General features: G+C 65.6%; 14 protein-coding genes and 1 pseudogene. 3 read left to right on the top strand and 12 right to left on the bottom strand.

Annotated features, from left to right (window positions below; all coding sequences use genetic code 11):
- Positions 1 to 66: 66 nt before the first annotated feature.
- Together G7Y82_RS16035 and G7Y82_RS16030 are read left to right on the top strand one after the other, a co-directional pair.
- Positions 67 to 1,719, top strand: coding sequence for a phytoene desaturase family protein (locus G7Y82_RS16035; protein ID WP_168149155.1), 1,653 nt, complete (start codon positions 67 to 69; stop codon positions 1,717 to 1,719).
- Between the two features lie 321 nt (positions 1,720 to 2,040).
- Positions 2,041 to 6,591: an nSTAND1 domain-containing NTPase gene (locus tag G7Y82_RS16030; RefSeq protein ID WP_168149154.1), complete on the top strand. Its 4,551-nt coding sequence runs from the start codon at positions 2,041 to 2,043 to the stop codon at positions 6,589 to 6,591.
- A gap of 621 nt (positions 6,592 to 7,212) precedes the next feature.
- On the opposite strand, the gene G7Y82_RS16025 is transcribed toward G7Y82_RS16030, so the two are convergent.
- From G7Y82_RS16025 to xseA, 11 genes and pseudogenes are all read right to left on the bottom strand, one after another.
- Positions 7,213 to 8,091, bottom strand: a complete 879-nt coding sequence (locus G7Y82_RS16025) for a fused MFS/spermidine synthase (protein WP_168149153.1) — start codon at positions 8,089 to 8,091, stop codon at positions 7,213 to 7,215.
- 34 nt (positions 8,092 to 8,125) lie between these two features.
- Positions 8,126 to 8,854: an outer membrane protein assembly factor BamE gene (locus G7Y82_RS16020; RefSeq protein ID WP_168149152.1), complete on the bottom strand. Its 729-nt coding sequence runs from the start codon at positions 8,852 to 8,854 to the stop codon at positions 8,126 to 8,128.
- Between the two features lie 54 nt (positions 8,855 to 8,908).
- The gene (locus G7Y82_RS16015; RefSeq protein WP_168149151.1) at positions 8,909 to 9,427 is read right to left on the bottom strand and encodes a DUF411 domain-containing protein; all 519 of its coding nucleotides are present in this window, start codon (positions 9,425 to 9,427) and stop codon (positions 8,909 to 8,911) included.
- A gap of 144 nt (positions 9,428 to 9,571) precedes the next feature.
- Positions 9,572 to 11,608: a TonB-dependent receptor gene (locus G7Y82_RS16010; RefSeq protein WP_168149150.1), complete on the bottom strand. Its 2,037-nt coding sequence runs from the start codon at positions 11,606 to 11,608 to the stop codon at positions 9,572 to 9,574.
- A gap of 65 nt (positions 11,609 to 11,673) precedes the next feature.
- Positions 11,674 to 12,033, bottom strand: coding sequence for a hypothetical protein (locus G7Y82_RS16005; protein WP_168149149.1), 360 nt, complete (start codon positions 12,031 to 12,033; stop codon positions 11,674 to 11,676).
- Between the two features lie 96 nt (positions 12,034 to 12,129).
- Positions 12,130 to 12,414 (bottom strand): hypothetical protein, encoded by a 285-nt coding sequence (locus tag G7Y82_RS16000; RefSeq protein WP_168149148.1) that lies wholly within the window; start codon positions 12,412 to 12,414, stop codon positions 12,130 to 12,132.
- A gap of 140 nt (positions 12,415 to 12,554) precedes the next feature.
- Positions 12,555 to 14,132 (bottom strand): bifunctional phosphoribosylaminoimidazolecarboxamide formyltransferase/IMP cyclohydrolase, encoded by a 1,578-nt coding sequence (gene purH, locus G7Y82_RS15995; RefSeq protein WP_168149147.1) that lies wholly within the window; start codon positions 14,130 to 14,132, stop codon positions 12,555 to 12,557.
- 40 nt (positions 14,133 to 14,172) lie between these two features.
- Entirely contained in the window at positions 14,173 to 14,439 is a 267-nt protein-coding gene (locus G7Y82_RS15990) for a helix-turn-helix domain-containing protein (RefSeq protein ID WP_168149146.1), read from the bottom strand.
- 110 nt (positions 14,440 to 14,549) lie between these two features.
- Entirely contained in the window at positions 14,550 to 14,987 is a 438-nt protein-coding gene (locus tag G7Y82_RS22025) for a protein tyrosine phosphatase family protein (RefSeq protein WP_494546252.1), read from the bottom strand.
- A gap of 6 nt (positions 14,988 to 14,993) precedes the next feature.
- A pseudogene (gene prmA, locus G7Y82_RS15985) lies at positions 14,994 to 15,875 on the bottom strand (50S ribosomal protein L11 methyltransferase); the annotation flags it as partial.
- Positions 15,876 to 15,915: 40 nt separating this feature from the next.
- Entirely contained in the window at positions 15,916 to 17,334 is a 1,419-nt protein-coding gene (gene xseA / locus G7Y82_RS15980; protein ID WP_168149144.1) for an exodeoxyribonuclease VII large subunit, read from the bottom strand.
- Between the two features lie 75 nt (positions 17,335 to 17,409).
- On the opposite strand from xseA, the gene guaB reads away from it, so the two are divergent.
- Positions 17,410 to 18,879 (top strand): IMP dehydrogenase, encoded by a 1,470-nt coding sequence (gene guaB, locus G7Y82_RS15975; protein WP_168149143.1) that lies wholly within the window; start codon positions 17,410 to 17,412, stop codon positions 18,877 to 18,879.
- A 76-nt stretch (positions 18,880 to 18,955) separates the two neighbouring features.
- On the opposite strand, the gene G7Y82_RS15970 is transcribed toward guaB, so the two are convergent.
- Positions 18,956 to 21,376, bottom strand: coding sequence for a TonB-dependent receptor (locus tag G7Y82_RS15970; protein WP_168149142.1), 2,421 nt, complete (start codon positions 21,374 to 21,376; stop codon positions 18,956 to 18,958).
- Positions 21,377 to 21,393 lie beyond the last annotated feature (17 nt).

The raw sequence follows: 21,393 nt of genomic DNA, 5'->3' as shown, positions 1-21,393 counted from the left end.
CACCGCGCGTTGACAGTATGCAATTAATTGCATAACGTGACCAGGCCTCAAACCGGAGTTCACCGCATGGCCACGCTCAAGCCCAGCTCGTTCCGCATCGGCAAGCGCTACCGACCCTCCCGCCTGAACGGCCCGTACGACGCGCTGGTCATCGGCTCCGGCATGGGCGGCCTGACCAGCGCCGCGCTGCTGTCGGACATCGGCTGGAAAGTGGCCGTCTTCGAGCAGCACTACACCGCCGGCGGCTACACGCACAGCTACGAGCGCAACGGCTACGAGTGGGACGTGGGCGTGCACTACATCGGCGACATGGGCGGCCCGACCATGGCGCGCAAGTTCATGGACTACCTCAGCGGCGGCCAGCTCGACTGGGCGCCGATGGACAAGGCCTACGACCGCTTCTTCCTCGGCGACGAGGTCTACGACGCGGTCGCCGGCAAGCGCGAATTCCGCGCCCAGCTGCTGCACTACTTCCCGGACGAACAGGTCGCCATCGACCAGTACCTCAAGCTGCTGGCGCAGGTCGGCAAGAACATGAGCCTGTTCACCCTGGCGCGCCTGCTCAAGCCCTGGCAGTTGAAACTGACCATGCCGCTGCTGATGCGCGTCATGCCCAAGACCTTCCGCCGCAGCACGCGCGAAGTGCTCAGCGAGCTGACGCAGAACCAGAAACTGATCGCCGTGCTCACCGGCCAATGGGGCGATCTGGGCCTGCCGCCGGCGCAGTCGTCGTTCATCATTCACGCGCTGATCGCGCGCCACTACCTGCACGGCGGCTACTACCCGGTGGGCGGCAGCTGGCGCATCGCGCAGACCATCATTCCGAAAATTCAGGCCGCCGGCGGCGAGGTCTTCACCTACGCCCGCGTCAAGGAAATCATCGTCGAGAACGGCAAGGCCTGCGGCGTGCTGATGGAAGACGGCCAGCGCATCGAAGCGCGCTGCGTCATCTCGTCGGCCGGCGTCATGAACACCTTCCAGCGCCTGCTGCCGGAACCGGTGGTGCGCGCCAGCGGCTACGACCGCCTGCTGAAAAAGGTCAGGCCGAGCAGCGCCCACATGGGCCTCTACATCGGCCTCAAGGGCACCGCCGAAGAACTGGGCCTGCCGCGCACCAACTTCTGGATCTACCCCAGCGCCGACTACGAAGGCGACGTCGCCCGCTTCCAGCAGGACCGCAAGGCATCGCTGCCGGTGGTCTACGTCTCGTTCCCGTCGGCCAAAGACCCGGACTACCAGCGCCGCCACCCCGGCACCGCCACCATCGAAGTCGTCGCCCCGGCGCCGTTCGCCTGGTTCGAAAAATGGGACGGCAGCATCTGGGGCAAGCGCGGCGAAGACTACGAAGCGCTGAAGGCCGAACTCGGCGAGCGCATGCTCGAAGCAATGTATGAAAAGCTGCCGCAGCTACGCGGCAGGATCGACTACTACGAAGTCTCCACACCGCTGTCCACGCAATACTTCAACGCCTACGCCCGCGGCGAGCTCTACGGCATCGACCACGACCCGCAACGCTTCGCACAAAGCTGGCTGACCCCACGCACCAACATCCCCGGCCTCTGGCTTACCGGCCAGGACATCGTCTCCTGCGGCGTCGTTGGCGCCATGATGGGCGGCGTCGTCACCGCCCAGGCGATCGGCGGGCTGAAGGTGCTGGGGGTTTTGAAGCGGGTGATGAAGGGGGAGGGTGGCACCGCTGGATTGGAGGCGGCGGCGTAAGTCGTTGCGCTGCAGCGGACTAGAGGACCGGGCAGGCGAGGTCAGTTGCACACCAGGCAATATGCGTCCGCTATCAGCCCATTGCGGGCATTGCGGGCGGAAAGAGTGCCGCCCCAAAGCGGCCCTTGGATCTAGAGCACATTGAGCGGACTTATCGCACCTCACGCCGCTTGCTCGACATGGGTATGCACGTCCGAACAGATCGATGATCACCCCCCCAAGGATGTAGCTGCGTCGCAATCTAGGCATCATGACCGGGCTGCGATGCAGGGGAGCGCGGAAAGATAAACGCATGGCGGCCAAGCAATACAAAGGAGCCGCATGTTGGTCCCGGGTGGAATCAGCGACAAACTAGGCAACCAGTACGAGGCCAAGTGGGCCGTGCGGCAGCTGCTCGACGTCGCCGCAGGGCAAGCCGATGGCATGCGCTATGAAGGCATCGAAGCCGCATTCAAGGGTTTCGAGTTCGCCATCTACAAGGGGCTGGGGACCGAGTGGCATCAATGCAAGATGCATTCGGCGCGTGGCAACTGGACCTTGAATGCGCTCCAGGCCGAAGGCGTGCTCGATGCCTTCAAACAGCGCCTCCTCGAATCGGCGTCCAATACCACCATCTTCGTTTCGGAAGACCCGGCCCGCGCACTATCCGATCTTGCGGAAAAGGCACGGCGCGCAGAGTCCGAGCTGCAGTTCGAAGCAAGCCTCACACTGCCCCAGCGTGACGGCTTCAAGGCGCTGAAGGGGCACTGGAGCATCGACACAGCCCAGGCTTGGCAGGCTCTGCAGCGATGCTTCGTGCGCACGCTGCCGGAAGCCGAGATCGACACGTCCATCGATGTGCATGTTCAGCTCGTCCTCGATGGAACGCCCGACCACGCCTATCCTGCACTGCGGCAATTTCTCGAACAGCGCTTCAATCAACACCTAACAACCGACTCGCTGCGCGCCGAATTGCCGGCGGCAAATATCGGCACCATCAGGGACTGGGCGCTACGCGAGACGATGAGCGCGTCGCTACGCCGCGGCACCGAGCAATACCTCGGTTCCTATGCCCCGTTCGGCGTTCGCGGCAGCGCACTGCCGCGAACGCAAGTCGACGAAATCCTCGCATCGCTACGAAACGATAAAGGTCATCAGTTCGTCCTCATCACCGGCGTCGCCGGCAGCGGAAAGTCCGGCGTCGTCAGAGCACTCACCAGCGCCTTGACCGAAGAACAGATCCCGCATCTGGCCCTGCGCATCGATCACTATCTCGATCAGGCATCGCCCCGCGAACTCGGACACGCCATCTTCGATCGTCGTCAAAGCCCGGTCGTCATGCTGAAGGAACTGGCGCCACGATCGCCGTCGGTCTTGATCATCGATCAGCTGGATGCCGTGAGTGAGGTCTCCGGCCGTCATGGCGCGGTGCGCGCCACTGTCCTGGCCATGCTCGGCGAAGCGCGCGCGCTGACAAGCGTGAAGGTCGTGCTGGTCTGCCGCATCTTCGATGTCGAGGCCGACTCGACCTTCAAGCAGCTGGAGTCCGAAGAACGTGTGCTTAGCGTCAGCATCCCGGCGCTCGACTGGCCCAGCGTCGCACCGGTCGTCAGCGAGGTCACCGACGTCACGAAGCTGAGCGAGAACCAGAAGAACCTGCTATGCCTGCCAATCAATCTCGTCACTTACCTTGAAGTCGCGTCCGAAGGCACCGACTTCCACAGCCGCAACGATCTGTTCCGTGCACTGATGAACAAAAAGGACCGTGCCATCCGCGCTAGGCACGGCGGCAGCTGGTCAACGTTCGCAGCCTTGCATGAAGTCGCCGCGTGGATGAGCGAGCGGCAAAAGCTCGACGCTCCGGAACGAATCCTTGATGCATATACCGGCGCGCGCGATGTGCTCAGCTCTGAAGGACTACTTGCCCATCATCGCCAACGCCTGAGCTTCTTCCACGAGAGCTTCTTCGACTACATCTACTCCCGCGGCTTTGTTGCGCGAAGCGAAAGCCTGCACGCCATGCTGGTTGCGAGCCGGCAAACCCTGTTCCGCAGAACCCAGGTCAGACAGATCCTCGAAGCCTTGCGTCAGGACGACCCCGAGCGATACGAACAGGAGCTCGATCGAGTCCTGTCCGCGCCCGAGATCCGTATGCACATCAAGACATCGATAGCGCAATGGCTGTCGACGCTGCCAAACCCGCAGCCGTGTGAACTCGACATCGTGCTGCGATTCGACGCGCCGACGGGCAAGGTGCCGCCACTGGTGCGCCTCGCTATCCTCAGCAGCGCATCCTGGTTCCCGGTTATCCATGCGCGCGGCGGGCTCGCCAAAGCGCTGGCCTCGCCCGACGAGGAACGGCAGCAAGCGATCCTCTGGGCACTGCACTCTGCCGCAAGTGAGTATCCCGACGCGGTCGCAGCCCTGCTGCGCGATTGGTGGAAGGGTGATGGCAGAAAGGCGCGCCAACTGCTCGACTGGTTCAGCACCGCGCGTGCGCGATTCGACGGTACAGCGCTCAAGCAACTGTGCGAGGACGTCATTCGCACCAACGCCGCCGAGCTCTTCGATACCTCTCGCGTCAGCCGGCGCGATTTCGATATCGCAGAATGGGCCGAATCGCACGAAGACGGTGGCTCCAGTGTGGTGCGTGCACTGTTCGATGCCTGGTTTGTCCTTCACCCGGACCAGCATCCGTTCGGCCGCGAGGACATCCGCTTCTTTGAACTGGAAGGCTTCGTCAAGCGTGCCACAAGCAAGCCCATGCTGTTCTTCACCGCGGTGGAAGATGCCCTGGCGCGCAGCATCCTGATCATCAAGGCCGCGCATACGCGCGGCGAACGAGATTGGACCTTCGATTCGCGCATCCTGAGCTCCGCCTCACGCGCCGATGCTCTCTTGCATGCCTTCGTCCTTGCACTGGGCCATGTTGCCGGCACGGACCCACAGCGCGCGGCTCGCACGCTCGATAAGTTCGCCCCCACCGACCATGCCGTCTGCAAGCTGCTGCATCTCGCCGCCATCACTGCCAATGCGCAGTTCTTCTCGCACCGCCTGCCGGAATTTCTGTGCTACGACGACATTGCCGACGTTGGCTTCGACGGCATCGAATGGAAGCCCCTGGCCGATGCCATCGCCGCCGCGCTGAACTGGCTGTCGCCGGAAGACAGAGAGACCGTTGAGACCTTTTGCCTGACGCTTGACCCCGAGCTGACGCGCGCAGCGCGCGAAGCAGCAGATCTGGCGCATCGCAGCGAAGGCAACAGGGAATACGTTCTGCATATGCTCTCGCGGTCCGGCGCCACCAGGCGCTGGATTCTCGAGACGATCGGCGACGGTCAGCTCTCCGATAGATGCCGCGACGAGCTCGGCATCTTGCGTCGAAAGTTCGCAAACGAAAGAAAGCCGCCCGAAGCGAAGCGGATCTCCGCCGGATGGGTACGCTCGCCGATTCCTGTAGATCGTGCGAAACACATGAGCGACCGGCAATGGCTCAATGCTATTCGCACATACACGACTGACGAACGCTTCCGCGATCGCGACGACCCGTTGAAGGGCGGTGCGCGTGAGCTCGCAACCATGCTGCAGAGCCTCGCCAAGGACAACCCCGCACGATTTGCAAAATTGGTCGAACGCATCCCGTACGACGCGAATCGCGCCTACGTTCGCGATCTTCTGCACGGCCTCGCAGCTTCGGCATCGCCGCCGACAGACCTTCTGGTCGCTGCACTACGCGCCGCGCATCAGTGGCCCGATCGTCCGTTCGGCGATGCGATCGCCAGGGTCGTATCGGCCCATCCCGAGACCGCGTCCGAACAGAACATCTTCGACGCCGTCGTCTGGTACGCACGACACGGCGATGCCCGCGACGAATCCGAAAATGAAGATGCGCTCCTGCGCCGAGAGGTACTGACCATTGGCGATCTGATCTCACACGGCGGAGGACTGCGCATCCGTGGAATCAACGGCGCGAGAGGTGCCGCGCTGGAAGCCGCCGCCGCCGTCTTGTGGCACAGCCCGCTGCACGTCGACGCAATCTGGGCTCTGCTTGATGACGTCATCGTGAACGAGCGCCTCGCCAGTGTTAGATGCTGTGCGGTTGCCATCCTGCTGCCGCTCTACAACATCGACCTGACCCGCTGCAGCCGCGCCTTCGACCGACTGATTCACAGCACCGATGGCTCCGACGCGAAGCGCTATGCGATCGCCACCACGCTCAATGGTGTCGAGCTGATGCGGTACCTGTTGGCCAACGCACCTGCTGTTGCCGATCCGCTGCTTGAACGGATGCTGCAGAGCGAATGGCAGCCGGCCCGACTCATTGCCAGCTGGATGATGTTCGGTCGCGGCTTCTTCGACGCGCGCTACGAGGCGGCTGCCGACGCGTGGATGGAGGAAGGCCTCGATTACCGCAAGCTCGCCTGCCAGGTAGCCGTCGATGTGTTTGAAGAGGCTCAATTCGTCGACCGCGCCCAGCAGCAGTTGATCCGCTTCTTTCGCGATGACGAGAAAGAGATCAGACATCTCGCCGCACGCGTATTCACCAAATTCTCGGGCGCCGATCTGCATCGCCACGCGATGATGGTGAACGCCTTCCTCGAATCAAATGCGTACACCGAAGGATCGCATGAGTTCCATCGCGCACTCGAGACCGCGAGCTGTGATGTATCCGAGCTGGTGATCATGGCCACCGAACGTGCCCTCGCGAAGTTCCATGCCGGCCCCCAGGCCTACCGCGACTTCCATGATCTTCAGGAGCTGCTGAATCGTGAGTACGCGGCGACTGAAGGTCGTGGCGATCTACGCGAGCGCCTACTCGACATCATCGACCGCATGCTCGAACTCAACGTCTACGGCGTCGACGAGATCACCAAACAGCACGAGCGACACTGAAGGCCGCGCCCGAGAAGCTCCCACCTCCGGATCGCACGTAGTGCAAGGATTGCGCCTAGGCTTGGCCTGCGATCGCGGGTGGCGAGCTTTCGATGCCCGGTCTAGTTCGACGACCAAGCCGCTCGTCAAGGCACGCCGCTAAGCCGTCGCCCAACGCGCCGCAGCGGCGCTGGCCGACGCCACTGGGATCGATTACGGCGGCGGATTCCCTGGCAAGGAGCACCCCACGATTCTTTGGTCGTGGTCCAGGCTGCCGTATACGGATAAGATCGTGGCCGTCGCTGAAGTTGGCGATCTACGTCTGGGCATCGCGACTCTACCGGACATCGCATTCCCTTCGATGTTCGATCGAATCGTGGCTGGCATGGAGCCGCGGACTCTGCTCACGCCAGCGCCGTACGAGCGCTTGCGGCTCAGATTGAGTTTGAGCAGAAAGCGAGATTCAGCAGCTCCAGGTGCTCCTGCAACGCGCCACGCACGGGCCTCAGCAATTGGGGTTCGGAAAGCGCTCACTCGTGACCGGCAGCAGTTGGCACTAACCCGCCGGCGCCGCTCGTATTTTCGGTGACGGGCAAATCGAGTTCGGTATTTGGCTCTTGTCGTTGCTACAACCCCTGCGCCTCACCCAAACGCCTGAAACTGCCGACTCGCCCTCAGCTTGCGCACGAAGCGCGGAAAATCCAGGTCGTGTTGTTGCTTCAGCACCTTGGCTTGCTGGTTGATGGCGGTCCAGTCGGGGCCGTACATCATTTCCTTGAAGGCGAAGATCAGGCGGTTGCCGCCTTCGCTGACCTTGATGACCATGACGCGGCCGGAGAAGGCGCTGGCGATGCAGCGCAGGTGCTGTTCGAGCACGATGCCGTGGCCGATGATGTTCATGACCATCACGCCCTTGCGGCTCAGGCGCGCGGCGGCGTTGCGGTAGAAGGCTTCGCTGCCGAGGGCGGGGGCGACGCCGAATTTGTCGCAGCCGTCGATGAGGATGACGTCGGCGCGTTCGGTGGTGTTTTCCAGGTATTCAGCAGCGTCGGCGTGGACGATGTTGAGGCGCGGGTCGTCGCGCGGGATCTCGAACAGTTCGCTGAGGGCGATGACTTGCTCGTCGATCTCGATCGCGGTGATCCGCACTTTTGGCAACGCGCGGTGGCAGAACTTGGCGAGCGACCCGCCGCCGAGGCCGACGCTGATGATGTGCTTGGGGCGCGGCACGAACAGCAGGAAGGCCATCATCTTGCGCGTGTAGGCGAAGGTCAGCGCGCACGGGTCGTCGATGCGCATTTCGCTTTGCACGTAGTCCAGGCTGAAGTGCAGGCGGCGCAGGCCGCCGTCTTCGATCATGAACGGTTTGCCGTACTCGCCCTTGCGCAGCAGTTCCAGCAGGTCGGAGATCGGCGCGTCGGCGCGTTCGTGCAGCCACAGCGTGCCGCTTTCGTCCAGCAGGCTCGCCGGCAGCTTGAGCCAGCCGCGGCTGGCGAGCGGCTCCATCATGGAATCGGGCATGTCGGCCTGGATCGGTGGAAGGCTGATGGCGAGTTCAGGGGCTGCCGCTCTCGCCGGGGTCGATCTGCACGCCGATGACCTGTGCATCGGCGTGGTACGGATCGGGGTCGCTGAAGATCACGCGACCTTGGCCGCGATAGAGCGCGTTGGTGACGCCGGTGTGGTCGTCGCGGAAACGGTAGGGCATGAAGCTGCCGGCGCGATGGACGTGCTCGGTGGCGGTCGGTGGCCCGGCGATCGCGTAGACCTGCTGCATCGACATGCCGGGCGAGATGGCGCTGATCGGCTGGTAGCGCGGGCCGTTGTCCGCCGGCGGACTCGGCGGTGTGTCGGCGTGCGCGACGGGGCTCGCTTGGTATTGCGGTCCGGCCGCGCCGCCGAGTCGGTCGGCGGCCGCTGAGCAGGCGGTGCGCAGCCCGGCGTTCGCGTCGCGCGTATCGGCGAGCTGGCGCAGTACGCGGTAGTAGCGTTTGTTGCCGATGCGTCCAAGCGCGCGGCAGCCCTGTTGGACGGCGTGGATGTCGGCGGCGCCTGCGGCGCTGGCGCGCGCCAGCAATGCATCGCTCAGCGCATCGAGCACGGCTTCTGGCGCTGCGCCTTGCGCGGCGATGTCCTGCGCGGCTTCACGCAGTGACGCGGGATCGCCGCTGCGAATTTGCGCGAGCAGGGTTGGCGCATCATCGGCGGCCGATGCGAGGCCGGCTCCGAGCAGGCAGGCGCCGGTGAGCAGCTGAGATATCGCAATGCGGGTGAGTGAATTCACGGCCAGTCCCGACACGCGTGCAATGCGTGTCGCCTGCAGTGTAACGGGCCCGGTTCAGTGCGTGGCGAACACGCCGATCGAGCCGCGGCGGTCGAACAGCACGGTCTTGTAGGCGCCTGGCGTCCCGCCGAGGTCCTTCATGCCGGGTGCGCGCGCCGGTGTGCCGAGCAGGGCCAGGCCACGCGCGTGTGGTTGTTCGGCGATCAGGCGGCGGATGTCGTCGGCCGGCACATTGCCTTCGACGATGTAGCCGTCGACCAGTGCAGTCTGCTCGCCGCGCAGTGCGGCCGGCACGTGCAGGTAGTCGTGCATGGCCTGCACGTAGGGTTCATAGCGCACCTGAACGCGAAAGCCCTGTTCGCGCAGGTACTGAATCCAGGCGCTGCTGGCGAGCACGTCGGATTCGGCATAGACCAGGATCTGCGGACCATGCGCGGCCGGGGCGCTTTCGGTCAGCAGCGCCGTGGCGGCCAGCGCGAACGCGCCGGCGATGACGGCGATGATGGTCAGCTGTCGATGCACGCGCGGTCGGCGCCGGCGCGACCGGTTGCCGGGCGGTTTGATCGTGCTCATGCGTCCCGCCTCGCGCTGTCTGCGAGTGCGGCCGTTCGCATGAGAGAGCATGCTCCTGCCCTCATTTGCGCGGCGCGCAAGACACCGTGTCGCATGCTCATGTGAAAAGGGGCGCGCCGATGGCCCGCCCCTGTTTCGCCTCGATCAGAACGATGCACGCAGCAGCAATCGCACGTCGCGGCCCGGCATCAGCACGGAGTCCTTGTTCAACGCGACCGCGTCGCGCTGCACCGAGTCCGTCAGGTTGTGGCCAATGACGGCGATCTCGACGCCACGATCGGTCGCGAACGGCTTCCAGCCGACTTGTGCGTCGAGCTCGGTGTAGCCCTTCGTATTGGTCTCGTACTCTCCCGTGTCGTGCTGGGCGCCCGCATACTTCACGGACACACCCGCATCTACGCCTCCGAGCGACCAGTCGACGCCACCGCCGACGTGGTACGGCGGAATGCGCGGCACGTTGCCGCCATGATCCAGCGTCGCACGCACGTAGTCGGCGAGCAGGTTCGCGCCGAGCTTGCCTGCCGGGCCGTCGTAGACGGCGAAGTTGGCCTGCGCTTCGGCGCCACGGAACGTCGCGTCGAGCTGTGTGTAGTTCAGCTCGCGCAGCTCGCCGTCGTCGCTGTCGGTGCAGACGCCATCGTCGTCACAGGTACGGCCGGTCAGATCGCCGAAGACGTAGTTGTGGATCTTCGCGCCCCACACTGAGCCGACCAGCTTGACGTTCTGCAGATCCACGCGGATCGTGCCTTCCAGCGAGTTCGAACGTTCAATATCGAGTGACGGATCACCGGTCTCGAAGGTGTCCGGGCCGTCGTGGCCGCCGCGTGCGTAGAGTTCGGTCTGCGCGGGCGCGCGGCCGGTGCTCGAGACGGTCAATCCGAGATGAACGGTCTGGCTGGCCTCGGCGAGTAGGCTCAGCGAGCCGCTAACCGGCGTGAAGTTGCGGTTCGTCACGTGGTCTGTCGATGGCGTGCCGTCGACGCGATCGCTTTCGACGCGGGCGCCGGCCTGCAGTTTCAGCGCATCGGTCAATGGCGCTTCCGAGAACGCGAAGAGCGCATTGGTGTGCGTATTGGTCGGGAACAGGTAGCTCGAGTCCTCGCCGATCGCCGAGAACGAACGGCCTTCGCTCTGGATGCCGAGCGCCGAGCGTGACAGGAAGCCCATCTGCCCGAACAGCGCCTCGGCGCGGCCTTCCCAGGCCTTGTTGCGGAACGTCGAGTTGACCGAGCCGTCCGGATTGTCCTCGGAGTGATGGTAGTTGGCGTAGCCGCCGTCGACGGTGATCGTCTGCAGCGGACCGCTGTTGACGGCAAACGTGCCGTTCAGCATCTCCTTGGTCTGCGTCATGTCGATGTACGTCGTATCGCTGGGGATGCCGTACTTGGCGTCGTAGCGCACGACGGTGCCGCCGATGTGGCTGGCCTTGTCCTGCCCGAAGAAGTACGAGCCGCCGCCGGAGTAGCCGTCGCCGTGGAAGAACGAGTTGTCCTGCGTACCGTGCGGCGTGTCGTAGTCGTCGGTGTGGCGGGCGAAGCCATCGGCGTGCAGCGCGAGATCGCCGACGCGGCCGTCGAGCTGTGCCGAGCCATCGCGACCGTTGTCGACGCTGTCGAGGCTGCCGGTGACATCGCCGGAGAACGACAGGTCCGGCAGCGAGGTCGGGATGCGGTTGTTGATCGAGTTGACGACGCCGCCCAGCGCCTGGCTGCCGTAACGCAGCGTGCCTGCACCGCGCACGACTTCGATGCGCTGCGCGGTCAGCGGATCGATCGGCACGCCGTGATCGGGACCAATGTCGGACACGTCGAAGCTGTCGATGCCGTTTTCGAGCACCAGCACGCGCGTGGCGTCGAAACCGCGGATCACCGGTCGGCTCGCGCCGGCGGCGAAGCCGGTGCCGGTGACGCCCGGCACGTTCTTCAGTGCGTCGGCAAGGCTAGAGCCACCGGCGCGCAGGATCTGTTCTTCGTCGACGCTGTCGACAACGGTCGCCAGGTCATTGGCGTCCTGGCTCAGCGGCGAGCCGGTGACAGTGACGGTGGCGATCGAAGAGCCATTGCCGCTGTCGCCGCTTTTCGATGTGGTGCTGTCGTCGGCGTGGGCGGGGCTGGCGAGCAACGACAGGGCAAAGCAGGGCAGGGCTGCGACGAGTGCGCGCTTGCGAAAGGGAAGAGACATGAATAACTCCACAAAACGAATCAGGGTGCCAGCTCCGGTAGGGCGGCGATTTTGGGAAAGCGTGTTCAGGCGGATGTCGGTGGCGGCCCGCGGATTGGCGGGCGGCGTCGCGCCGCAAGTTCGACGTCGTGCAGGCTCAGCGGTCCGGGCAGTTCGTAGGTCGCGCGGAGCAGTGTCAGCGGAGGGGGCGTGCTGCCGATCTCGTTCTGGCCACCATGGTGCAGGCACAGCACGCAGGCGTGCTCGCCGACATGCGGCTGCCAGTGCCAGGCGTCGTGGACGATCGTCAGCGTGCTGCCGAGCACGCACAGCGCGGCCAGCAGCCAGGCGATCTGCCGGTGGCGCCAGCGCTGCAGGTTCAGGGCGATGGGCGTGCGAACGTGCAGGCCGATCAGGCCGCCGCTCGCATCAGACGAAAACCACACGAGGAACAAAACTCCACACGGGTATGCGGCGCCACAGGGCGCGCATCATCGGGCGATACCGCGCGGCGCCATCAGGCACCGGTCGCGGCTCTGGTGTCAGGCCCGGTGGAAGGGTGGAGCGCGACTGTTCGGCCGTGCGAACGGCCGACGGTCGGTGAGCGCGACGATCGCATGCGCGACGTCGTCGGTGAATTCGAACGTGACCGGGCCCGCGACAACGGCGGCCGACGGTAACGGCGGCGCATGCGCGATCGCACACAGGCCGCAATGCGGCGTGCTCGGCGCCGTCAGTTCATGCTGCGTGGCGTGCACGGTCGCAAACAGCTGCGTCGCAACCAGCGCCAGGGCACACAGGAAATGAACGAACGGCTGCCGCTTCACAGAAGTAGGAAGTCCGAAGAATGACGCGTAGCCGACATTCGGCTTACGCAAGATGACAACTTACCACAGCAAACGGCGCGCCGTCCGCGCACGGCAGGCGGCTACGGCGCGCGCGGACACGGCCGGCGCGCCGCGGCGGATCAGTGCCGGAAGTGGCGAATCCCGGTGAACACCATCGCCATGCCCGCTTCGTCGGCGGCGGCGATCACTTCGGCGTCGCGCATCGAGCCGCCCGGCTGGATGACGGCGGTGATGCCGGCGGCGGCGGCGGCGTCGATGCCGTCGCGGAACGGGAAGAAGGCGTCGGACGCCATCACCGAGCCCGGTACTTCGAGCTTTTCGTCGGCGGCCTTGATGCCGGCGATCTTCGCCGAGTAGACGCGGCTCATCTGGCCGGCACCGACGCCGATGGTCATGCGCTCGCGCGCGTAGACGATGGCATTGGACTTGACGAACTTGGCGACCTTGAACGCGAACACCAGATCGTGGATCTCGGCTTCGGTCGGCGCGCGCTGGGTGACGACCTTGAGCTGTTCCGGCGTCACCACCGCGGTGTCGACATCCTGCACCAGCAGACCGCCGGCGACCCGCTTGTAGTCGAAGGCCGCGGCGCGCGAGGCCGGGAACTCGCCACATTCGAGCAGACGTACGTTCTGCTTGGCCGCCACCACCTTCTTCGCCGCTTCGGAAATGCGCGGTGCGACGATGACCTCGACGAACTGGCGCTCGACGATCAGCTTCGCGGTGTCGCCATCGAGTTCGCGGTTGAAGGCGATGATGCCGCCGAACGCCGACGTCGGGTCCGTGCGGAATGCGCGTTCATAAGCGTCCTGGATGCCGCTTTCGGTGACGGCGACGCCGCACGGATTGGCGTGCTTGACGATCACGCAGGCCGGCTTCGTGAAGCTTTTGACACATTCGAGCGCGGCGTCGGCGTCGGCGATGTTGTTGTAGCTGAGCTCTTTGCCCTGCAGCTGCGTCGCCGCGGCGATGGTGCCCGGTTCGGCGTTGCGCTCGCGATAGAACGCGGCGCGCTGGTGCGGGTTTTCGCCGTAGCGCATGTCCTGCAACTTATCGAACTGCAGACCGAAGACCGGCGCAAAGCTGTCGCGCTTGCCGTCGTCGCGCAGGCTGGAGAGATACGCACTGACGGCGCTGTCGTAGCGCGCGGTCAGGGCGTAAGTCTTCACCGCAAGACGGTAGCGCGTGCTCAGCGTCGTGCCGCCGGCGTCGATTTCCTCGAGTACCGCTGCGTAGTCGGCCGGGTCGGTCAGCACCGCGACCCAGGCGTGATTCTTCGCCGCTGCGCGCAGCATCGCCGGGCCGCCGATGTCGATGTTCTCGATGGCGTCTTCGCGCGTGCAGTCGGGCTTGGCGACGGTCGCTTCGAACGGATAGAGATTGACGCAGAGCAGGTCGATGGCGTCGATGCTGTGCTGCGACATCACGTCACCATCGACGTCGCGACGACCGAGCAGGCCGCCGTGAATCTTCGGGTGCAGCGTCTTGACGCGGCCGTCCATGATTTCCGGAAAGCCGGTGTGCGCCGACACTTCGACGGCCGGCAGACCGGAGTCGCGCAGCAGCTTGTAGGTGCCGCCGGTCGACAGCAGTTCGACGCCGCGCTGCACGAGTTCGCGCGCGAACTCGACGATGCCGGACTTGTCGGAAACGGACAGGAGCGCGCGGCGTACCGGCGCACGAGTGGAGTCGGTCATCGCCTGATCCCTGGACAGAGAAAGGTGTGCGTCAACGCGATCAGTTGGTCGCGTCGGGCTTGATCTTGTGCAGCTTGAGTTTCTTGCGCAGCGTCGCGCGATTCAGGCCCAGCATCTCCGCGGCGCGCGACTGATTGCCATGGCAATAGCGCAGCGTGGCCTTGAGCAGCGGCGGCTCGACCTGATCGAGGAACAGATCGTAGAGATTCTTCGGCGCGTGACCATTCAACGTGCGGAAGAAGTCGTCCAGGCTGTCGGAAACCGAGTGACCAAGCGGTTTGATGTCCGAGGACCGGAGCGATGACATAGCAGAAGACTCCACAGCCGCGCGGACCTGCCGCGAGCCAAGACCTGAAAAGGGGGCGGCAATCATACTCTCGTCACAGCGCCGGAAAAAGCGCTTGACGAGATAAAAAATTACTCAGCGAGCAATTCGTCGATCAGCGCCTGCCACGCCGGCTCGGGCTGCCACACGGCATGCAGATCCGCAAGCGCGACATCGCGTGCTTCGCCGCGGTGCAACACGCGGTACAGGTAAACCAGTGTTGCTGCACGCTTGCCGAGCGCGCAGTGCACCAGCACGTGGCGGCCTTCGTACGCGTGCATGGCATTGAAGAAGGCTTCGGCGTGTTCGCGCGTCGGCGTCTCCCACGGAATCTCGACCATCGTGTGATCGACGTCGAGCGCATGCCAGCGCGCCGCTTCGTCTTCGAGATGGTTGGGTGCGTTGAGCGACGAGAGATTGATGACGGCGTCGATGCCGGCCTGGCGCAGCGTCGCAAACTGTTCCGGCCACGGCTGGCCGGACGTCAGCAGCTTGGCGTTGACACGGTGGCGGCCGACCAGCGCCGGCATCCGGCAGCGTGCCGACAGGCGCGTCCAGCCATCCTTGGAGGCGTCGTCGTCGAAGTCGAACCAGTCGACGTAGGCGTCGCGCACATCTTCGGCCTGACGATCGAGTAGTCCGGCCATGACCAGATCGCCGCCCTGGCGGATCGAACCGGCCAGCGTCGGTGCCAGCGCGATCAGCGGGTTGGCCAGAATATTGGCGACGATGATGTCGGCCGGCAGCGGCACGAAGTGTTCGGCCGGCAAGGTGACGATGCGATCGCCGACGCCATTGGCGGCGGCGTTGTCGCGCGTTGCCAGCAGCGCCTGCGGATCGATGTCGACACCGATCGCGCGCTCGGCGCCGAGCAGTAGCGCGGCGATCGCCAGCACGCCGGAGCCGCAACCGAAGTCGAGCACGGTCTTGCCGGCCAGTTCGCCGCGCGCGCCGCGTTCGGCCAGCCACTGCAGGCACAACGCGGTGGTCGGATGCGTGCCGGTGCCGAACGCCAGGCCCGGATCGAGGCGCAGCAGCACGGCGTCTTCCTGCGTGACCTCGCCGACCTTTTCATGCGGCACCACCCACAGCTTGTCGCCGAACTGCAGCGGCGGGCAGTCCTTGAGCCAGACCCGCACCCAGTCCTGATCCTCGATCAGTTCGACTTCAAAGCGTGCGTCGGTGCCGTCCGGCAGCAGCTCGCGCAGACCGGCCTGCACCGGGTCCAGATCGGTGCCCTCGGTGAACAGACCCAGGGTCACGGTGTTGGCCCACAGCGGCGTTTCGCCGGGTGCCGGCTCCAGCACCGGATCGTCGACGGCGTCGATGTAGCTGACCGCCGACGCGCCATGCGCCAGCAGGATTTCGTCGGCGAATTCGGGGTGGCGCGTGGACACGCGCAATTGCAGCCAAGCCATGGGTTTCTCGCGGAATATCGGGTCGCGTCAGCGCCCGCACTTATCGTGATGGGCGCGGATTATCGGCGTTTGGACCGCTTTCTGCCCCATCCGGTTCTGTGCGGTCGACACGGGCTGTCACGCGGCCGCGCGACAGGCGCAGCGACAGGGCGTCGCCGGGCTGCAGTTTGGCGGCGTCGGTGACGGCGCGGCCGTCGGCGTCGAGCGCGATGGCATAGCCGCGTTCCAGCACCGCCAGCGGGTTGAGGCTGCTCAGCGGCGCTTCGCTGCGCAGCAGCCGCGCACGGGCATCGCCGAGACGGCGGCGCAAGGCTTCACCGGCGCGCGCCTGCAGACGTTCCAGGCGGTGTTGCTCGGTGGTCAGACGCCGCAGCGGCGTGGCCGCCTGCAATTGCGTCGTGCGATGTGCAAGACGCTGGGCGTGGCGCGCGAGCACCGCGGTCTGCGCGCGGCGCAGCCTTAGCTGCAGCTCGTCGAGGCGCTGGCGGCGTTCGTGCAGGCGCCGGCCCGGATGCTGGGCGTCGAGTCGGCGCGCCTGATCGTCGCAGCGCTGTGCGGCCAGCTGCAGGCGCCGCTCGACGGCGACCGCCATGCGGGTCTCGGACTGGCGCAGCGCCAGCTGCCATTCGGCGATGTCCGGCGCTGCGCGCTCGGCAGCGGCGGTCGGCGTCGGTGCGCGCAGATCGGCGGCGAAGTCGGCGATGGTCACGTCGACTTCATGGCCGACGCCGCAGATCACCGGCACCGAGCAGGCGCGGATCGCGCGCGCCACGTGTTCGTCGTTGAACGCCCACAGGTCTTCGAGCGAGCCGCCGCCGCGTGCCAGCAGGATCACGTCGACCGGCGCCAGCTGCGGCAGGCGCCGCAGTGCGCGGACGATGGCCGGCGGCGCGTCGGTGCCTTGCACCGGCACCGGAAACAGATAGACCGGCGCGACCGGGTAACGGCGCGCCAGCGTCGTGCACATGTCGTGCAGGGCGGCGCCGCTGCCCGACGTGATCAGGCCGATGGCACGCGGGCGCTTCGGGATTTCACGCTTGAGGTGTTCGTCGAACAGGCCTTCGCTGGCCAGGCGCCGCTTGAGTTCTTCGAACGCGCGCAGCAACGCGCCTTCGCCGGCCGGCTCCATATGTTCGCAAATCAGCTGCAGGTCGCCGCGCGCCGTGTAGAAGCTGAGCTGCGCACGGATCAGCACCGCGTCGCCGTCGCGCGGCTGCGGCCGCACGTGGAGATTGGCGTTCTTGAACATCGCACAGCGCAGCTGCGCGCGCGCGTCCTTGAGCGTGAAATACCAGTGCCCGGAGGCCGGCCGCGAGAAATTGGAGATTTCGCCCTGCACCCAGATGCGCGGCAGCGCACCCTCGACCACGCTGCGCAGCAGCTGGGCGAGTTCGGAAACCTGGTAGACGGTGCGGGTGGCGCCGGTGGCGGCGCGCCCGGCGGGCGGGGTCACGGACATGCGCGAGAGGATACCGGCGCCGCGACGGCCTGACATCGGCTACAATGACGCGCTTCCAGACGACCGCAGCCAGCCATGCGCATCCAGTCCGAAGCGCTTACTTTTGACGACGTTCTGCTCCTTCCGGCCTATTCGGAAGTCCTGCCTCGGCAGGTCGACCTCGGCACGGACCTGACCCGCGCGATCCGCTTGAACATCCCGCTGCTGTCGGCGGCGATGGATACGGTGACCGAGTCCAAGCTGGCCATTGCGCTGGCGCAGGAAGGCGGGCTGGGCATCGTCCACAAGAACATGACGCCCGAGCAGCAGGCCGCCGAAGTCCGCGCGGTCAAGAAGCACGAGGCCGGCGTCATCACCGACCCGATCACCGTGCCGCCGACGATGGCGATCGGCGACGTCATCAAGCTGACGCGCGCCAACCGCATCTCCGGCGTGCCGGTCGTCGACGGCAGCGAGCTGGTCGGCATCGTCACCAGCCGAGACGTGCGTTTCGAGACGCGCTTCGACGAGCCGGTGTCGCGGGTCATGACGCCGAAGAATCGCCTGGTCACGGTGCGCGAAGGCGCGTCGCGCGAGGAAGTGGTCGCCAAGCTGCAGGAACACCGCATCGAGAAGGTGCTGGTGGTCGACGACAAGTTCCAGCTGCGCGGCATGATCACCGTCAAGGACATCCAGAAGTCGACCGACTTCCCGCGCGCGTGCAAGGACGAGGCGGGGCGCCTGCGCGTCGGCGCCGCGGTCGGCACCGGCGCCGACACCGAAACCCGCATCTCGGCGCTGGTCGAGGCCGGCGTCGATCTGGTCGTCGTCGATACCGCGCACGGTCACAGCAAGGGCGTGATCGATCGCGTCGCGCAGATCAAGAAGCAGTACGGCGACCGCCTGCAGGTGGTCGGCGGCAACATCGCCACCGGCGACGCGGCACTGGCGCTGGCTGCGGCCGGCGCCGACGCGGTCAAGGTCGGCATCGGTCCCGGCTCGATCTGCACCACGCGCATCGTCGCCGGCGTCGGCGTGCCGCAGATCAGCGCGGTGATGGAAGTCGCCGAGGCGCTGAAGAAGTCCGGCGTGCCGCTGATCTCCGATGGCGGCGTGCGCTATTCGGGCGACTTCGCCAAGGCGATCGCCGCTGGCGCGTCGGCGGTCATGGTTGGCTCGATGCTGGCCGGTACCGAGGAAGCGCCGGGCGAGGTCGAGCTTTACCAGGGCCGTTCGTACAAGTCGTATCGCGGCATGGGTTCGCTCGGCGCGATGGGCGGCAGCAACGGTTCCAAGGATCGCTACTTCCAGGACACGACGACGGAAGTGGAGAAGCTCGTGCCGGAAGGCATCGAAGGCCGCGTGCCGTACAAGGGCCCGATGGCGGCGATCGTGCATCAGCTGATCGGCGGCCTGCGTGCGAGCATGGGCTACACCGGCTGCCACAGCGTCGAGGAAATGCGCACCAAGACGCGCTTCGTGAAGATCACCGGCGCCGGCATCAAGGAATCGCACGTGCATGACGTGACGATTACCAAGGAGGCACCGAATTATCGTGGGGAATAATCACCCTCCACGCGGTACGCGTAAACAGAAGGGCGCCTTGCGGCGCCCTTCTGCGTTTGCGGCGAAGAATGAAGCGCTACCAGTTGTACTGCGCGGAGATCGCCAGGCTGCGCAGCGGGATTTGCTGAGCCACGTAGCTGTCGTGGAAGACCGCGTGGTCGAAGACCAGATCCAGCGCATGCTTGTTGGTCAGGTTGGTGCCGCTGAAGATGACGGCCCAGCGATCGCTTTCCGGCAGCACGACGATGCGTCCGCCGACCAGCAGGTAGCCATCCTGATGACTGTGCGAGTCAAGGTCGACCGACGAGTACTGGCCGCTGCGGTAGCTGAGATCGGCGGCGAGCTTGAGCATCATCGACGAGGTGAACGGCAGCGGCGTGGTGACGATCGGCGACAGCGTGCCGCTGAACTTCGGCGCATGCGCCAGTGTGCGGCCGCTCAGGTCCTGGGTTTCGGCGTCGCCGTCTTCCTGCGCCGCCGGCGCGTTGGTGTATTTCTGGTACTCGGCGCTGCCGTAGGCCAGCGAGGTGACGACGGACAGCCAGCGCCACGGCGCGCGCCACTGCGATTCGACTTCGATGCCTTGCAGGCGCGCCTTGGCGGCGTTGCCGATCGTGAAGCTGGTGCCCTGATTGTCGACGGTCTGCAGATTGTCGACGTCGGTGCGGTACAGCGTGGCGTTGAAGGTCATCGAGTTGTGGAACAGACGGCTCTTGATGCCGAGCTCCCAGCTCGCCGCCTTTTCCGGCGAGAACGTCAGGTTGTCGGCGGTGTCCGCCGTGGCGTTGAAGCCGCCGCCCTTGAAGCCACGCGTGTAGGTGGCAAAGGTCATCACGTCCGGTGTCCACTGGTACTGCAGACCGCCCTTGGGCGAGATGTCCTGCTCGTTGCGCTTGCGATGCGCCTGGAAGGTATCGGCGCCGACCACGAGGGCGACCAGGCCGGGGCCGACGCTCTCGGTGTCGAAGTCCGCTTCCTTCTTTTCCCAGCCGAAGCGAAAGCCGGCGATCGTCGACAGCTTGTCGGTCAGCTTCCAGGTCATCTGCCCGAACACCGCATAGCTGCGCGAGGTCTGCGCGAAGCCGCGCAGCAGCTCGTCGTCGATCGGCACCGAGAGGTGCGGCAGCAGATCGAGGATGGGGCCGAGCGTGCCGGACGGAATGCCCAGTGCGTCGAGGCCGGCGCTGCTCAGTGCGAAGTCGATCAGGTCGGAGCCGGCCAGGGTGTCGAGATGGCTGTCGAGATCGGACGCGAACGCGAACAGGCCCAGCGTCCAATCAACGTCGCCGCCGAGGCCGAACAGCGAATCGGCACGGCCGTTGGGGCGAAACTCGACGGAGTTCTGCTGGTAGTCGACGTTGAAGCGCGTGTTGACGATGTCGGCGGCGCTGGTGTCGATGTCGAAGTACGAGCGGATCGAGAATCCGGCGTGGCCGACGATGGTCGTGTAGTTGACGTCGCGCAGGCCCCAGAAGTCGCCGGCGTCGTACGACACCAGGCCGCGCAGCAGATGCGAATGGCGGTCAACGTAGCCCGGCGTGTTCTCGGTGGTGTGCGAGTCGGTGCCGTTGTCCTCGGTACTGGGGTCGTATTCCTGCGCGTAGGCCAGCGCGTTCGGCGACGCGTCGTAGAGCTGCCAGTTCGGATAGTCGACGCTGGTATCGGACAACTGGCCGGACAGGCTGATGCGCCATTTGTCGCCCGGCGTGAACAGCAGCTTGGCGCGGCCGGCGCGCTGCGAGAAGCTGTTTTCCTTACGGCCCAGCGTCGAGTTCTCGACGTCGCCGAGCTTCTTCCAGTAGACACCGGAGACGCGGCCGGCGAGCAGGCCGTCGATGATCGGCACGTTGACCGCGGCTTCGGCGCGGCGCTGCAGCGGATCGGCGCCGGTCAGCATGACATTGCCGGAGAAATCGTCCTTCGGCTCGGTGGTCACGAAGTTGATGACGCCGGCGATGGTGTTCTTGCCGAACAGCGTGCCCTGCGAGCCGCGCAGCACTTCGACGCGGTCGATGTCGAACATGCCGTCCGGCACGAACTCGGGGCGGCCGATCGCCAGATCGTCGATGACGATGCCCACCGACGGCTCGAAGCCGACATTGTCGGTTTCCGTCGAAAAGCCGCGGATGCCGATCACCGGCGCCTGCGGGTCGACGTCGATCTGCACGTTGGCCACGAAATCCTCGATCGAGCCGGCGTCGAAGCTCGCCGACTCGGCCAGCGTGTCGGCACTGATGACGCCGACCGACAGCGGCACGTTCTGCAGGTTCTGCTTCTTCTTCTGCGCGGTGACGACGACCTCGGCCAGACCGTTGTCGGTGGGCGCTTCGGTGGCCGGCGTGGCCGGCGCCTCCTGCGGCACCGGTATCGTCGACAGCTCGCCGTCAGCGGCCGGCGCGGCGTCCTGCGCGTAGAGCGGCGCGGAGCCGGCCGCGAACAGCATCGCACCAGCGGCGACCGGCGACAGCCGGGCCCAGTGAATCGGTTTCTTGATCATCGTTTCAGCCAGCCCCC

It is taken from the genome of Solimonas marina, assembly GCF_012241385.1.
GTDB lineage: Bacteria > Pseudomonadota > Gammaproteobacteria > Nevskiales > Nevskiaceae > Solimonas > Solimonas marina.
This window is presented reverse-complemented; position numbering and strand designations above follow the sequence as displayed.

Bases quoted from the DNA above. Each gene is read 5' to 3' on its own strand.
- G7Y82_RS16035 (WP_168149155.1), top strand. From the start codon at position 67: ATGGCCACGCTCAAGCCCAGCTCGTTCCGCATCGGCAAGCGCTACCGA.
- G7Y82_RS16030 (WP_168149154.1), top strand. From the start codon at position 2,041: ATGTTGGTCCCGGGTGGAATCAGCGACAAACTAGGCAACCAGTACGAG.
- G7Y82_RS16025 (WP_168149153.1), bottom strand. From the start codon at position 8,091: ATGCCCGATTCCATGATGGAGCCGCTCGCCAGCCGCGGCTGGCTCAAG.
- G7Y82_RS16015 (WP_168149151.1), bottom strand. From the start codon at position 9,427: ATGAGCACGATCAAACCGCCCGGCAACCGGTCGCGCCGGCGCCGACCG.
- G7Y82_RS16010 (WP_168149150.1), bottom strand. From the start codon at position 11,608: ATGTCTCTTCCCTTTCGCAAGCGCGCACTCGTCGCAGCCCTGCCCTGC.
- purH (WP_168149147.1), bottom strand. From the start codon at position 14,132: ATGACCGACTCCACTCGTGCGCCGGTACGCCGCGCGCTCCTGTCCGTT.
- G7Y82_RS15990 (WP_168149146.1), bottom strand. From the start codon at position 14,439: ATGTCATCGCTCCGGTCCTCGGACATCAAACCGCTTGGTCACTCGGTT.
- G7Y82_RS22025 (WP_494546252.1), bottom strand. From the start codon at position 14,987: ATGCCGGCGCTGGTCGGCCGCCACCGTGTCAACGCCAAGCTGCTGACG.
- xseA (WP_168149144.1), bottom strand. From the start codon at position 17,334: ATGTCCGTGACCCCGCCCGCCGGGCGCGCCGCCACCGGCGCCACCCGC.
- guaB (WP_168149143.1), top strand. From the start codon at position 17,410: ATGCGCATCCAGTCCGAAGCGCTTACTTTTGACGACGTTCTGCTCCTT.
- G7Y82_RS15970 (WP_168149142.1), bottom strand. From the start codon at position 21,376: ATGATCAAGAAACCGATTCACTGGGCCCGGCTGTCGCCGGTCGCCGCT.